Annotated in this window: 15 protein-coding genes; 7 read left to right on the forward strand and 8 right to left on the reverse strand. The window is 70.1% G+C overall.

Annotated elements, in window-relative coordinates:
* Both D7Y21_RS35770 and D7Y21_RS35775 read left to right on the forward strand, forming a co-directional pair.
* A partial coding sequence (locus D7Y21_RS35770) for an ABC transporter permease subunit (RefSeq protein WP_121718076.1) occupies positions 1-606 on the forward strand: 606 nt, incomplete at its 5' end.
* Complete coding sequence (locus tag D7Y21_RS35775) at positions 606-1,640, forward strand: ABC transporter ATP-binding protein (RefSeq protein ID WP_199724242.1); 1,035 nt, start codon at positions 606-608, stop codon at positions 1,638-1,640. The genes D7Y21_RS35770 and D7Y21_RS35775, both read left to right, overlap by 1 nt.
* 3 nt (positions 1,641-1,643) lie before the next feature.
* On the opposite strand, the gene D7Y21_RS35780 is transcribed toward D7Y21_RS35775, so the two are convergent.
* Positions 1,644-2,255 carry a pyridoxamine 5'-phosphate oxidase family protein gene (locus tag D7Y21_RS35780; RefSeq protein ID WP_121718077.1) on the reverse strand — a complete coding sequence of 204 codons (612 nt, stop codon included), beginning with the start codon at positions 2,253-2,255 and terminating at the stop codon, positions 1,644-1,646.
* Positions 2,256-2,372: 117 nt separating this feature from the next.
* Between D7Y21_RS35780 and D7Y21_RS35785 the strand changes: the two genes are divergently transcribed.
* Positions 2,373-2,834 carry a carboxymuconolactone decarboxylase family protein gene (locus D7Y21_RS35785; RefSeq protein ID WP_120562890.1) on the forward strand — a complete coding sequence of 154 codons (462 nt, stop codon included), beginning with the start codon at positions 2,373-2,375 and terminating at the stop codon, positions 2,832-2,834.
* A gap of 1 nt (position 2,835) precedes the next feature.
* Entirely contained in the window at positions 2,836-3,699 is an 864-nt protein-coding gene (locus D7Y21_RS35790; protein ID WP_120562891.1) for a sigma-70 family RNA polymerase sigma factor, read from the forward strand.
* 4 nt (positions 3,700-3,703) lie between these two features.
* Here the strand turns inward: D7Y21_RS35790 and D7Y21_RS35795 are convergent, their stop codons facing one another.
* On the reverse strand, positions 3,704-4,597 hold the full coding sequence (locus tag D7Y21_RS35795) for a LysR substrate-binding domain-containing protein (protein ID WP_158627400.1): 894 nt from the start codon (positions 4,595-4,597) through the stop codon (positions 3,704-3,706).
* 77 nt (positions 4,598-4,674) lie between these two features.
* Between D7Y21_RS35795 and D7Y21_RS35800 the strand changes: the two genes are divergently transcribed.
* A complete protein-coding gene (locus D7Y21_RS35800) occupies positions 4,675-5,901 on the forward strand; it encodes an MFS transporter (RefSeq protein WP_121718079.1) in 1,227 nt (408 codons plus the stop codon).
* On the opposite strand, the gene D7Y21_RS35805 is transcribed toward D7Y21_RS35800, so the two are convergent.
* Positions 5,894-6,223, reverse strand: coding sequence for a LysR substrate-binding domain-containing protein (locus tag D7Y21_RS35805; protein ID WP_372239501.1), 330 nt, complete (start codon positions 6,221-6,223; stop codon positions 5,894-5,896). The two genes, D7Y21_RS35800 and D7Y21_RS35805, sit on opposite strands and share 8 nt — an antisense overlap.
* Here D7Y21_RS35805 and D7Y21_RS35810 point away from each other — a divergent pair.
* A complete protein-coding gene (locus D7Y21_RS35810) occupies positions 6,152-7,114 on the forward strand; it encodes a bifunctional 2-polyprenyl-6-hydroxyphenol methylase/3-demethylubiquinol 3-O-methyltransferase UbiG (RefSeq protein ID WP_120562894.1) in 963 nt (320 codons plus the stop codon). The two genes, D7Y21_RS35805 and D7Y21_RS35810, sit on opposite strands and share 72 nt — an antisense overlap.
* Here D7Y21_RS35810 and D7Y21_RS35815 read toward each other — a convergent pair.
* The 5 genes from D7Y21_RS35815 to D7Y21_RS35835 form a co-directional block, all read right to left on the reverse strand.
* Positions 7,081-7,602, reverse strand: a complete 522-nt coding sequence (locus tag D7Y21_RS35815; RefSeq protein ID WP_147443165.1) for a hypothetical protein — start codon at positions 7,600-7,602, stop codon at positions 7,081-7,083. The two genes, D7Y21_RS35810 and D7Y21_RS35815, sit on opposite strands and share 34 nt — an antisense overlap.
* 43 nt (positions 7,603-7,645) lie before the next feature.
* Positions 7,646-8,347 carry a hypothetical protein gene (locus tag D7Y21_RS35820; RefSeq protein ID WP_147469466.1) on the reverse strand — a complete coding sequence of 234 codons (702 nt, stop codon included), beginning with the start codon at positions 8,345-8,347 and terminating at the stop codon, positions 7,646-7,648.
* A gap of 69 nt (positions 8,348-8,416) precedes the next feature.
* Positions 8,417-8,818 carry a DUSAM domain-containing protein gene (locus D7Y21_RS35825; protein WP_158619244.1) on the reverse strand — a complete coding sequence of 134 codons (402 nt, stop codon included), beginning with the start codon at positions 8,816-8,818 and terminating at the stop codon, positions 8,417-8,419.
* Between the two features lie 472 nt (positions 8,819-9,290).
* A complete protein-coding gene (locus tag D7Y21_RS35830) occupies positions 9,291-9,752 on the reverse strand; it encodes a YdeI/OmpD-associated family protein (RefSeq protein WP_121718081.1) in 462 nt (153 codons plus the stop codon).
* A gap of 15 nt (positions 9,753-9,767) precedes the next feature.
* Positions 9,768-10,550 (reverse strand): class I SAM-dependent methyltransferase, encoded by a 783-nt coding sequence (locus tag D7Y21_RS35835; RefSeq protein ID WP_121718082.1) that lies wholly within the window; start codon positions 10,548-10,550, stop codon positions 9,768-9,770.
* Positions 10,551-10,717: 167 nt separating this feature from the next.
* Between D7Y21_RS35835 and D7Y21_RS35840 the strand changes: the two genes are divergently transcribed.
* Positions 10,718-12,932: ABC transporter permease (locus tag D7Y21_RS35840; RefSeq protein WP_147469467.1), on the forward strand; the 2,215-nt coding region annotated here is incomplete at its 3' end.

Here is a 12,932-nt window from a genome sequence, read left to right on the forward strand (position 1 = left end):
GGGCTCTTGGTGGTGGGGCTGGGGCTTTCGGCGGCGCTCTTGCGGCGGGCCTTCCGTCGCGGCGGCGCGGGCGTGGAGGCCCTGGCGGTGTGGCCCTTCGCGGTCCCGGGCACGGTGCTGGCGCTCGCTCTGCTGGTGGCGTTCTCACGGGACTGGCGGCTGGTGGTGCTGGACCGCTTCGCGTTCGTGCTGGCCCTGGCGCACACGCCTTGGCTGATGCTCGTGGGTTATGTGGGGAAGTACCTGGCGCTCGGCGAACGCAACAGCTCCGAGGCCCTGGCCCAGGTGGATCCTTCGCTCGCGGAGGCCGCGCGCGTCGGCGGTGCCGGGCCCGTGCGTGCGTTCGTGGACGCGACGCTGCCGCTGCTCCGGCCCGCGCTCACGGTGGCGTTCGTGCTCGCGTTCCTCGCGTGTGCCACGGAGATCACCCTGTCCGTGCTGCTGGTGCCCGCGGGCTCCGAGGTGCTGGGGACCTTGCTGTTCGAGTTGCAGAGTTATGCGGACCCTGCCGCCGCGGCCGTGCTCGCGTGCGCGTTCGTGGCGCTGGTGGTCGCGGGACAGGCCGTGCTCGCGTGGGCTCGGCGTCGAGTGCCGGAGGTGCGGTGATGGCGGCCATCGTCCTGGAGGGACTGGTCAAGGCTTACGGCGGGACGCCCGTGGTGCGCGGCTTGAGCCTTCAAGTGGGGCAGGGCGAGCTGGTGTCCCTGCTGGGCCCTTCCGGTTGCGGGAAGACGACGACCCTGCGGATGCTCGCGGGGTTGGAGCATCCGGACGCGGGCATCATCCGCCTGGGTGACGAAGTAGTCGCCGGTCCCGGCGTACGTGTTCCACCCGAGAAGCGAGGCCTGGGCATGGTGTTCCAGAGCTACGCCATCTGGCCGCATCGCAGCGTCGAGGCGAACGTCGCCTATCCCCTGGCGCTCCGGAAGGTGCCCCGCCACGAGATTGCTTCACGGGTGCGCGAAGCCCTGCGCTGGGTTCGGCTGGAGCCGTTCGCCACGCGGATGCCGCACGAGCTGTCCGGCGGACAGTTGCAGCGCGTGGCGCTCGCGCGGGCGCTGGTGGCGGGGCCTCGCGTGTTGCTGTTGGACGAGCCCCTGTCGAACCTGGACGCGGCCCTGCGTGAGGAGCTGCGCGCGGAGATCGCCGCGCTGCGGGCCCGGCTGGGCACGACGCTCGTGTTCGTCACTCATGATCAGGGCGAAGCCCTGGCCCTGTCGGACCGCATCGCCGTGATGAACCGGGGCGTCATCGAACAGGTGGACACGCCAGAGCGGCTGTACCGGGAACCGGCGACGCCGTTCGTCGCGGGCTTCGTCGGAGGCGCGAACGTGCTGCGGGGCGAGGTGCGCGCGGGCACCTTCCACTGCGCGGGGACGGACACTGCGTTCGACCTGCCCATGGACGCGAAGCCCGGGCCGGGGACGCTGGTCGTGCGCCCGGAGGACCTGGAGCTGGGGGAGACCGGGACGCCCCTGGTGCTCTCCGCTCGGTTGTTCCTGGGGCATGCGGCGGAGTACCGCTTCCCGGTGGGGGATGCGTTCCTTCGTGTCATCGGGCCGGCGCTGGAGGGCGTACGCGCCGGTCAGACGCTCCGGGTGCGCGTGCGCAAGGCCACGGTGTTCGACGCGGGCGCTTGAGGCTCAGTACAGAGTCGTCTTCACCCGGCCTGGCAGTTCGCGGTCGTACTCGCCGCCGTCGAAGTCTTCCGGGCTCAGCGCTTCGAGGATGGAGCCGGGGCTTGGGAATTCGGCGCGGGTGACATGCCGGGCCGGGTCCCAGAGCCCGGAGCGGATCAACGCGCGACTGCACTGGAAGTAGACCGTCTCCACGGTGATGCGCAGCACGGAGCGGGGCTGTTTTCCCTCGAAGGTGAAGCGCTCGAGCATGGACGGTTCGATGACGATGCTCGCCCGGCCGTTGACGCGCAGGGTCTCGTTCACGCCCGGGACGAAGAACAGCAGCGCGACGCGCGGATCCTCCAGGATGTTCCGCAGCGAGTCCATGCGGTTGTTGCCCCGGCGGTCGGGCAGCAGCAGCGTGCGCGCGTCCTCGATGACCACGAACCCCGCGGGGTCCCCCCGGGGCGAGGCATCCAGCCCTTCAGGGCCGGAGGTGGCGAGCACCATGAACGGCGAGCGCTCGATGAAGGGCCGGTACGCTGGATGGAGGTGGTCCACCTCCTTGAGCACGGACGACTTCCCAGGGACCCCGTACAGGCGTTCGAGCGTCTCCACATCGTTCACGGTCTTCATCCGGTGGCGCCTCCTGGGACCTTTTTAGGCATTTAAAATGCCCATGTCACACGCGGCCCCCGCTGCCTCGTCCTGGGGATGGGAAGGCACTTCGCCACCCAGAACAAGGAGTTCCCAATGAAGGCCAGGATGAATCCTTTCGCGGTCGCGCCGGAAGCCCTCAAGTCGATGATGGACTTCAGCGGGAAGGTGTCGGCGCTCGGGCTGGAGTCGAACCTCCAGGAGTTGGTGAAGATCCGCGCTTCGCAGCTCAATGGCTGCGCCTTCTGCATCCACATGCACACCCGCGACGCCCGCGCGCACGGGGAGACCGAGGAGCGCATCTACCTGCTGGACGGCTGGCGTGAGTCGCCGCTGTACACCGAGCGCGAGCGGGCGGCCCTGGGCTGGACCGAGACCCTGACGCTCGTCTCCCAGACGCACGCCCCGGATACGGACTACGATGCGCTCAAGCCGCACTTCACCGAAGAGGAGATCGTGAGCCTGACCCTCCTGATTGGCATGATCAACACCTGGAACCGGATCTCCGTTGGCTTCCGGTCCATGCACCCGGTGACCTCGCGCAGTGAAGCCGCCTGACGTGAACCCCGCGGACGCCTTCGACCCGCTCCGCCCCCGCCTGCTCCGCATCGCGTACCGGATGCTGGGCATCGTCGCGGAGGCGGAGGACGTGGTGCAGGAGGCGTACCTCCGTTGGCACCAGACGGACCGCGACGCCGTGCGGGACGCCGAGGCCGTGCTCGTCCGCACGGTGACCCGGCTGTGCCTGGACGTCCTGAAGTCCGCGCGCGTGCGGCGCGAGGAGTACGTGGGGACCTGGCTTCCAGAGCCCATCATCGAGACAGTGGAGGGCGACGACTTGACGCTGACCCTGATGATGGCCCTGGAGCGCCTGTCCCCGCTGGAGCGCGCCGCGTTCCTCCTGCACGACGTGTTCGGCATGGACTTCGAGGAGGTGGCGAAGGCCATCGACCGCGATCCCGCGGCGTGCCGCCAGCTCGCCAGCCGGGCGCGGGCCCACGTCCAGGAGGCCCGGCCCCGCTTCCCCGTGACCGAGGCGAAGGGCCACGAGCTGGCCTCGGCGTTCCATGCCGCGTCCCGGAGCGGTGACACGCACGCGCTCCAGGCGCTGCTGGCCCAGGACGTCGTGCTCTATTCGGACGGGGGCGGCAAGGCGAAGGCGGTGCTCAATCCCATCTACGGCCAGGAGAAGATCGTGCGCATGCTCGAGGCGTTCGTCCGGCGCACGGGCGTGAACTCGTCTCAGCTCGTGTACGAGGGCACCATCAACGGCCTGCCCGCGTTCGTCACGCTGGAGTCGGATGGAACGCTGCAGACCACGGCGCTCGGCATCGAGGACGGCCGCATCGTCGCCCTCTACATCACGCGCAACCCCGACAAGCTGATGGGCATCCGGCGGGCGGTGGGCGGCGAGCCGTCGTAGGGCTTCAGTGCGTGGCGAAGGACTCGCGCGCGAAGTCGACGAACCGGAGCAGGGCGGGCGTGCCGCCGGACTTGCGCCAGGCGATGGCGGTGTTCGTCACCGGCGCGTCCTCCGGCAGGTCGATGAAGGCCACGCCGGAGTGGTGCTCCGTGTCGGGCGTGTGCGGCATGGGCGCGATGCCGAAGCCCGCGGAGACGAACCAGATCTTCGTCGCGACGTTCTGCGCGTACTGGCGCACGGCGGGCTCGACGCCCGCGTCGCGGAGCCGGTCGAAGAACGCCGCGTAGTAGTCAGGCGGCGCGACGCCGGGCTCCACCAGGACGAGCGGTTCATCCCGCAGGTCCTTCCACGCCACCGCCTTCCGCTTCGCGAAGGGATGCCGTGAGGGCACCGCCAGCCGGAAGGGCTCCCGCCGGATGAGGTGCGAGACGACGTTCGGAGGCATCCGCTCGCGCGGGCGCAGGATGCCCACGTCCAATGTGCCCCGCTCCAACGCCTCCAGCTGCCACGCGGACGGATGGTTGCTCAGCTCGATGTGGACCCCTGGCACCTTCTTCTGGAAGGCCCGAAGCATCGTCGCGAACCGGGGCGTCGCGAACGACGAGATGAGGCCCAGCACCAGCACGTCCTGCTCACCCCGGGCCTGCCGTGCCGCGTGCTCCTGGAACCGCTTCGCGCGCTCCAGCAACTGGTGGGCTTCTGGCAGCAGCTCGCGTCCCAGCTTCGTGAGGCGCACCGCCCGGGCCTCCCGTTCGAAGAGGGCTCCGCCCAGCTCCGTTTCGAACTTGCGGATCTGCTGACTGAGCGGCGGCTGGGCGATGTGCAGCCGCTTCGCGGCGCGGGTGAAGCTGAGCTCCTCCGCGACCGCGACGAAGTACCGCAGGTGGCGCAGCTCCATGGTCCATACGCTCCAGGTCTGGATTCCAGACCCAGGATATATTGGATGTATGGATGGGGGAGCGCTAGGCATGTCGCATGGAGACCTCCTCCGCCGTGCTCCCCGCCACCGCCGTGCCCCAGGCCGCGCCGATGGACCGCCGGCTGCTGTGGACGATGACGACGGCGACGGTGCTCGCGGTGGGCAACGTCTATTACAGCCAGCCGCTCCTGGGCGTCATCGCGCAGTCCTTCGGCCTGTCCGCCTCCGCCGTGGGCTCCGTGCCCATGTCGTCGCAGCTGGGCTACGTGGCGGGCCTGGTGCTCCTGACGCCGCTGGGCGACGTGCTGGAGAAGCGCGGCCTGCTGGTGACGATGCTGGGGCTCGCGGCGGCGGCGCTCTTCGCGGCGGGCCTGGCGCCCACGTTCCCCCTGTTCCTGGCCGCCTGCGTGGCCATTGGCCTGACGTCCGTGCTGGTGCAGATCCTCATCCCCTTTGTCGCGGCGCTCAGCTCGCCCGAGGAGCGGGGGAGGAACCTGGGCGTGGTGCTCAGCGCCGCGCTGGTGGGCGTGCTCATCTCCCGCACGCTCAGCGGCTTCGTGGCGACACACCTGGGCTGGCGCGGGGTGTATTTCGCGGCCGGCGCGACCATGGTGGGCCTGGCGATGACGCTGCGGCTGGGGCTGCCTCGCTACGAGTCCTCCACGCGGCTGGCGTATCCGCGCCTCCTGCAGTCGCTGTGGACGCTGCTGCGGGACGTGCCGGGACTGCGAGCCATCGCGCTCACGGGCGCCCTGATGTACGCCGCGCTCTCCGCGTTCTGGGCGTCGCTGGCGTTCTTCCTGAGCAGTGACGCGTACCACCAGGGGCCGGGCACGGCGGGCATGTTCGGGCTCATCGGGACGGTGGGGGCGCTCGCCGCGAACGTCACGGGGCGGCACGCGCAGCGCATTGGCGCGCGGCGCATCGTCCGGGCGTGCATCGTCACGATGCTGGCGGCCTTCGGCGTCTTCGCCGTCTTCGGCACGCTGTGGGCCGGGCTCATCGCGGGTGTGGTGCTGCTGGACCTGGGGGCTCAGGCCGCCACGGTGTCCAACCAGACGGAGCTGTACCGCCTGCACCCCACGGCGCAGACCCGCCTCAACACGCTCTACAAGATGTTCTACTTCGTGGGCGGGGCCTGCGGTTCCGCGCTCTCCGCCATCTCCTGGGACCACGCGGGCTGGCGGGGCGTATGCGCGGTGGGCGGTGGGTTCCTGGTCCTCGCGTTCGTGTGGGAACAGGTCCAGGCGCGGCGGGCCGCTGCGTCGCCTTCCGTCACTTGACGAAGGCGGGAACTTTCTCCGCGAGCGCGTCGATGGCGACGCGCACCCGCACGGGCAGGTGCGGCGACGTGGGCCAGAGCGCGTGGATGTCGAAGCAGAGCCCCGGGAGGTCCGTCAGCACGCGCATACGCTGCTTATCGCGCACGGCGTCCTGGGTGAGCCAGCAGGGCAGCCACGCCAGCCCCATGCCCGCGACGGCCGCGTCCACGATGGCCTCCAGGTCGTCGCCACGCGGAGTAGGGTGCGGCGCATGTCGTCGCGCCCCTCCGCCGAAAGTCCACGCCGCTTCCACGCCGAGCCGTTGATCCTCGTGCTGCGCCACCTGGAGGCGCTGTTGTCGTCCGGGCCCGTGTCCATCGACGTGCCGGATCCGGACCTGGGCCCCGGGCGCTATCCCGGGGAGCGTGTGGAGGGTGGGCTCGTGCACCGGCCGCTGCGGAGCTGGTGCGACCTGGCGGAGGGGCTGTCATGCCGTCTGCGCACGCCTCGCGGGGTGGACGCGACGCACGTGCGGCTCACGTTCGAGCCGCTGGGTTCGGAGGCTTCGTGGCACGCGGGAGGCGGGGCGCGGACAGAGGCGCCCCAGGAGCGCTATGGCGCGGCGTCCGACTTCGCGCGCGTGCGGAAGTTCGAGGACGCGGGCTTCCTGCTTCCCTGGCTGGAGGCGGTGGGGCGGCTGGCGCTGCCACCGGGCGCGAGGCTCCTGGACCTGGGCGTCAACCGGGGCGATGAGCTGGCCGCGTTCGCGGAGGTGGAGGGCATCCGCTTCGTCGGCGTGGACCACAGCGCGAGCGCACTGTTGGAGGCACGGGCGGCGTTTCCGGATCCGCGCCATGCGTTCATTCAGGCGGACCTGAACGCGCTGCCCTCGGACCTGGGCCGCTTCGACGTGGTGGTGTCGGTGGGCACGTTGCAGAGCCCGGGCGTGGATGACCGGGCGCTCTTGCGCACGCTGGTGCAGGAGCACCTGGAGCCCAAGGCCTCACTGGTGCTGGGCTTCCCCAACTCACGCTTCCGCGACGGAGAGGTCGTGTACGGCGCGCGCGTGCGCAACCTTCGCGAGCCGGACCTGTCGCTGCTGGTGAAGGACCTGTCCTTCTACCGCCGCTACCTGCACCAGCACGGCTTCCGCACGTTCCTGGGGGGCAAGTACGACCTGCTGCTCACGGCGGTGAGAGGTCAGGCGTTCGGCTCGGACGACGGGGGCACCTGAAGCTTGGCCTCCGCCTCCTGCTGCGAGAGGTGATGGGCCGTGAGAGGGATCACCAGCATGCTGCCCAGCCAGAAGATGAAGCCAATGGAGGGGTAGAGCAGTTCCAGGTAGCGGTCCCCGCCGCTTTCATCCGCGGGGATGGGGTTCACGTACCAGGTGAGCGACGACAGTCCGAGGACGCACGCCGCGCCGCCGACCCAGAGCGCCTTCCGGTCCGCACCCACGAGGAGCAGGACGAAGGCCAGGCACAGCAGGGGGTTCGCGAACCAGCCGAACTGCAGGGTGAACACCCCCAGCCAGCCCATGAGCAGCAGCACCATGCCCCACATCTGTTCCTCGTCACGCTTGTTCGAGTTGAACACGGTCATCGCGGGCGTCGCGCAGGCGAGCACGAAGAGCAGGGCCGACGCACCACAGGCGAGGAGGCGTGTCTTCTGTTGGGATTGGGCGTGGGCGTGGGCGGAAGGCGCTGGACGGGGAGCACTCATCGGGGCGGATGCTACTTCATTCTCCTGGCGTTCCATCGAGGGCTCAGTGCAGGACCCCGTCGTCGGAGATCCCCCACACCGGGTCGAAGCCATTGGTGATGTAGACCCGATCGAACTGGCTGTTGCAGCTCAGCACCATGGAGGCGCTCTGTGAGGGCGACAGCTTCGCGAGCCGGACGGCATGCTCGAAGGCGTCATCGGACGTCGGCTGGGCCTTCTCGCGAGCGGCGCGGCAGGCTTCGTCCGCCACGGCATGAAGCCGGTACAGCCCGCGCAGCTGGTATGCCGTGCCAGAGAAGAAGAAGCACACCGGTGCGGCCAGGAGCAGTGCGAGCACCGACAACCGCCGGTTCGGCTTGGACGCCCGTGACAAGATCTCCAGGACGGCCAGGGCGAAGAACAGCCCCGCCACGATCACGAGCGGGTAATCCAGCAGCGCCAGGGCAAACGGGCCGAAGGCCACCGCCGTCGCCAGGAGCATCAAGAGGAACACCGGTACGGCCAGGAGCCATGAGAGCACCGACAGCAGCCGGCTCGGCTTGAGTGCCCGCGACAGGATGGCCGCGATGGCCAGGACGAAGGACAGCCCCGCCTCGGCCGCGAGCGGGCTTCGCCTGTAACCCAGCAGCGCTTGGGGAAACGGGGCGAAGGACACCACCGCGACCAGGAGCAGCAGCAGCGCCACGATGGGCACTGCCCGCCACAGGGTCGTTTCCTCTTCCAGTCGAAGCCACCTGGGGACCATGTCTTCGGGCACCTCCGAGCCGGTTCGCTCCCGAGTCTACTTCACCGCGCGTTGCGTGAAAGTGAGAGGTCAGGCGTCTGAATCGGTTTGATTATCGTCTTCAGGCGCGTCGACGTGGTCGAGCGCGATCCGAACCTGTTCTTGGTAGAATGGGACGATCTCCACGGCGGCTGCGCGGTTGAGGACCTCTCGCGCCGCGGCGAAGTCTCCTGTCTGCTTGAGCTTGTGTGACTCCACGAGGGCTCGTGACAGTCGGCGTGACCCATCCCGAATGCGGTGATGCATTTCTCGCAAGAGCGCCGCGGCTGTGTTGGGGGCGTTCAATGCCCGCCGCGCTTCTTCTGGTGTGAGTGCCACGTCTGGCGCGACGCGAAGCAGCAGTTCGCGCACTTCCTCCGTCACTGGAAGCTCGCCATCATCCGAGAGCTGGCCTGCTAGAAACCGGACTCGATCCCAATCGCCAGGATTCATCCTCGCCCTCCAGGCCCCTGATGGCACAGCTCGAAAGGCCATGCATGTTGGCCTTTGCAGCGTTCCATGCATGCACTGCAGTCACCTGTCCATCGCGGCTTCTTCTGCCCCGCGCACAAGGTGTAGGTGTCTATGCAGTGCTGTCTCCATCCGTCATCGGATGCGTCGTCCGATTCGGCACTCGTTGCTTTCTGTGCCTGACGCGTTGCCTCGATCAACGTGGCGGTTTCGGCTGCCTCCGTTGCTGTCAGCCCACAGCTTTCGGCACTCCGAAACTTCTTCCAGCAGCACACCGTAGATGGATCCCCTGGACGGCATGCATCCGTCGCTTGGGCGAGGAAGGCATTCGCGTTCCGGCTTGGGGCTTGGTGAGTGGCGGTCGCGCAGCTCGTGCTGAGCCCGAACACGACAATCAGTCGTGTCGCGACCCGCATGTTCATGAAGGTCGCCCGGGCCTGGCAAGGCGTGAAGGTCACGGCTTCACCACCTTGGCGCGCAGCTTCTCCAGCGTCTGCGCCAGGCGGCGCGCGCGGGTCTCCTCTTTCTTCGCCTCGGTGAGCGCCTTCACGAACTCCTTGCGGTGCGTGAACGCCAGGTTCGTGAACACGTCCCGCAGCGCGGGCTCCGCGTCCAGCGCGCGCTGGAGGTCCTCCGGCACCTCGATCTCCCGAGGTGCCGTGTCCCGCTCCAGCGTGATGCTCAGCGTCGCGCCGTCCTCGACGCCCGCGGCCTCGCGCACCTCCTTGGTGAAGCCCAGGTAGGTGATGCCGCCGTACACCATCAACCGGCTCCGGAAGGGCTGCCCGTTGACGGTGCCCACCACGGGCGGCCGTGCTTCGCCGTAGGCGTCCTTGCTGTCGAATGGACAGCGCACGAACCGGCCTCCCTGGTCATTGGCCACTTCGAGCTTCGCCTTGAACTTGTGAGAGGCCATGCGCGCGGCTCCGTCCTACGGCTTGACGAACTTGAACGCGAACCGGTCGCTCGTGCCCCGGCGCTCGCCCGCGGCGCCCGGACTGGAGTTCCAGTCGCGCGTGTCCTCCGGGTTGCGCCAGACCTTGCTCTCCTCCTGGAACTGGAAGCCCGCGGCCTGCACCTCGTCACGCACCAGCTGCTCGTCGATGCGGTGCAGCGTCTGGCCTTCCGTGATGCCCGTGCCCGGCTTCCCGCTGGAGTCGAGGATGACGTACACGCCGCCCGGCTTGAGCGCCTGGAACACCGCCGCGTTCATCTTCGCCCGGTCCACGCCCAGCCATCCCGCGTCGTGGTAGATGATGTGGCTCACCACCGCGTCCAGCGTGCCGTTCAGCTCGGGCGGGAAGGGCGCGTCCAGCTCGCGGTCCAGGCGCACCACGTTCTGGTTCACCGGCCGCGCCAGCCGCTCCTGCCACGGCTTCGCCGCGAACTTCTCCAGCACGATGCTGGGATTCTCGCCGTACACCTTGCCCTCGGGCCCCACCGCGCGCGCCAGCAGCTCCGTGGTGTAGCCGCCGCCCGCCATCAGCTCCGCCACGTGCATGCCGGGCTTCGCGCCCACGAACTCCAGCAGGGCGGCCGGATGCCGGCCCGCGTCCAGCTTGCGGTCCGCCTCCGTGCGGTCCGGCGCGTCCACCAGCGCCTGTGCGGACACGGACGCCACTTGCGTCTGGGGGGAGGCCGCCGGAGCCGTGGGCGTCGAGTGGGAACAGCCCGCGAGGGCCAGGAACGATGCCGCCATCAGTGCATTTCGCATGGGCGATCCATATCGCCAGCACTCGCACCTGCCTTCCGAAAAGAAGGCCGCTGTCCGCTTGCGGGACGCCACGTGCCACGAGCGGACACCGCGCGTCCGTCCCCTGGGCCCTCCGGCCCGCCAGGCGGCCGTGGCGCTAGAGTTGCAGCCCGCCCCGGACCGACACCATGTCCCAGCTCCTCCAAGACGTCCGTCTGTCGCTGCGCCGGATGCGCCGCGAGCCCGTGTTCACCTTGGTGGTGGTGGCCACGCTCGCGCTCGCCATCGGGGCCACCACCGCGGTCTTCAGCCTCGTGTACCAGGTGCTGCTCAAGCCCCTGCCGTACCCCGAACCCCAGGAGCTGCTGCGCCTCTACCAATCCACGCCGCAGCGTGAGCGGGGCGGTGTGGCGTACTCGTACCTCCAGGCGTGGCGCGAGCGCCTGGGCGCGTTCCAGGCCATCGAGGGCGTCACCGCCATGGACCAGACGCTGACCGGTCCGAGCGCGGCGCAGCGGGTGCGCGCGGGGCTCGCGACCCCGGGCCTGATGTCACTGCTGGGCGTGCGGCCCGAGCGTGGACAGGACTTCGGGCCGGAGTCCCAGGTGCCCGGGCGCGACCGGAGCGTGCTCGTGTCCCACGCCTTCTGGCGGAGCCACTTCGGTGGACGCGCGGACGTGGTGGGCCAGACGCTCACGCTGGATGGCGCGCCCCACGTCGTCCAGGGCGTGCTGCCCGCGTCGTTCCGCTTCTGGCCGGGCGTGGACCTGTGGAAGCCCCTGACGCCCGCGCCCCCGGGTCAGGCTTCGGAGGAGCTCTACCTGCGTGGCGTGGGCCGGTTGCGGCCGGGTGTCCCGCTGGAGCGCGCCCGCGCGGAGCTGGAGGAACACTCGCGCACCTGGGCCGCGACGCTGGGCGGGAATGAAGCGGCGCCCGGGGTTCGGCTGGTGCCGTTGCATGAGCAGGTGGTGGAGACCTCGCGCGAGCAGCTGTGGCTGCTGGCCGGAGTGATGGCATTGGTGCTGTGCGTGGCGTGCGCAAACGTGGCGAACCTGCTGCTCGCGCGCGCCAGTGCCCGCGAGCGCGAGGTGGCGGTGCGCGCGGCGCTGGGCGCGAACCGGGGACAGCTGGTGCGGCAGTTCCTGGTGGAGAGCGCGGTGCTGGCCCTGATGGGCGGCGCGGTGGGCCTGCTGCTGGCGCTGTGGGGGATGGACCTCCTGCGGGTGTTCGTCCCCGGGGAGGTGGTGTCGCCGGAGGAGCTCCGGCTGGAGCCCCACGTGCTCGCCATCGCGGCGGGCCTGTCCCTGACGACCAGCGTCCTCTTCGGCCTGGTGCCCGCGCTGCGTGCATCCCGCGCGGAGGCGAAGGGGGCGCTCGGAGGGCTTCGCGGAGGGAAGGGCGCGACCGGGCCGATGCGGGCGCGCGCCGTGCTGGTGGTGGCGCAGGTCGCGCTGGCGCTCGTGCCGCTGGTGGGCGCGGGCCTGATGCTGCGCACGCTCCATGCGCTGCACACCGTGGCGCCGGGCTTCGACCCGCGAGGCGTCAGCGCGATGGACCTGTCCTTTCCCCGCGAGGCCTACGGGCGGGATGACACGAGACGGAGGCAGGTGAGCGCGGAGCTGTTGGCGCGGGTGCGGGCGTTGCCGTCGGTGCAGGCCGCGGGACTGGCCAGCACGCTGCCGCTGTGGAACCGCAACGGCATCAGCGCGGTGGTGCTGCCCGGTGAGACGGAGGCGGAGGCCCAGGCGCGCGAAGCGGTCAACTTCCGCGCGGTGAGCGACGGCTACTTCGCCACGCTGCGCATCCCGCTGAAGGAGGGGCGTGACGTGAGCGCCGCGGACGGCGCGGGCGCGGCGCCGGTGATGGTGGTCAACGAGACCTTCGCGCGGCGCTTCCTGTCGAAGGGCTCCGCGTTGGGCCAGCGCGCACGGCTGACGCTCGACGGCGAGCCGTTCCGGGAGGTGGTGGGCGTGGTGGGCGACGTGCACCACGCGAGCCTCGCGGAGGAGCCGCGCGCGGAGGTGTACCTGCCCATGGATCAATTCGAGGGCCTGTTCATGGTCCTCGCCGTGCGCGCGACCCGTGACGCGCAGGCGCTGCTGCCCGCGCTGCGCGAACAGCTTCGCGCGGTGGATCCAGACCTGCCGCTCGTCCAGGTGCGCGGCCTGGAGGCCGTGGTGGAGGAGAGCCTGGGCCGCACGCGGGTGATGGGCGGCCTGCTCACGGCCATGGCGGTGCTCGCGCTGACGCTGGCGGGCGTGGGGCTGTACGGCGTGCTGGCGTACACGGTGAGCCAGCGCACGCGCGAACTGGGCATCCGCATGGCGCTGGGCGCGACGGACCGGCAGGTGCTGTGGCTGGTGGTGGGGCAGGGGCTGCGGCTGGCGGCGATCGGCGTGGGGG

The sequence above is a fragment of the Corallococcus sp. AB045 genome, assembly GCF_003668895.1.
GTDB classification, from domain to species: domain Bacteria; phylum Myxococcota; class Myxococcia; order Myxococcales; family Myxococcaceae; genus Corallococcus; species Corallococcus coralloides.

Excerpts from the sequence above, each read along its gene's own strand:
- D7Y21_RS35775 (WP_199724242.1), top strand. The coding sequence starts at position 606 with ATGGCGGCCATCGTCCTGGAGGGACTGGTCAAGGCTTACGGCGGGACG.
- D7Y21_RS35780 (WP_121718077.1), bottom strand. The coding sequence starts at position 2,255 with ATGAAGACCGTGAACGATGTGGAGACGCTCGAACGCCTGTACGGGGTC.
- D7Y21_RS35785 (WP_120562890.1), top strand. The coding sequence starts at position 2,373 with ATGAAGGCCAGGATGAATCCTTTCGCGGTCGCGCCGGAAGCCCTCAAG.
- D7Y21_RS35795 (WP_158627400.1), bottom strand. The coding sequence starts at position 4,597 with ATGGAGCTGCGCCACCTGCGGTACTTCGTCGCGGTCGCGGAGGAGCTC.
- D7Y21_RS35800 (WP_121718079.1), top strand. The coding sequence starts at position 4,675 with ATGGAGACCTCCTCCGCCGTGCTCCCCGCCACCGCCGTGCCCCAGGCC.
- D7Y21_RS35810 (WP_120562894.1), top strand. The coding sequence starts at position 6,152 with ATGTCGTCGCGCCCCTCCGCCGAAAGTCCACGCCGCTTCCACGCCGAG.
- D7Y21_RS35815 (WP_147443165.1), bottom strand. The coding sequence starts at position 7,602 with ATGAGTGCTCCCCGTCCAGCGCCTTCCGCCCACGCCCACGCCCAATCC.
- D7Y21_RS35820 (WP_147469466.1), bottom strand. The coding sequence starts at position 8,347 with ATGGTCCCCAGGTGGCTTCGACTGGAAGAGGAAACGACCCTGTGGCGG.
- D7Y21_RS35825 (WP_158619244.1), bottom strand. The coding sequence starts at position 8,818 with ATGAATCCTGGCGATTGGGATCGAGTCCGGTTTCTAGCAGGCCAGCTC.
- D7Y21_RS35830 (WP_121718081.1), bottom strand. The coding sequence starts at position 9,752 with ATGGCCTCTCACAAGTTCAAGGCGAAGCTCGAAGTGGCCAATGACCAG.
- D7Y21_RS35835 (WP_121718082.1), bottom strand. The coding sequence starts at position 10,550 with ATGCGAAATGCACTGATGGCGGCATCGTTCCTGGCCCTCGCGGGCTGT.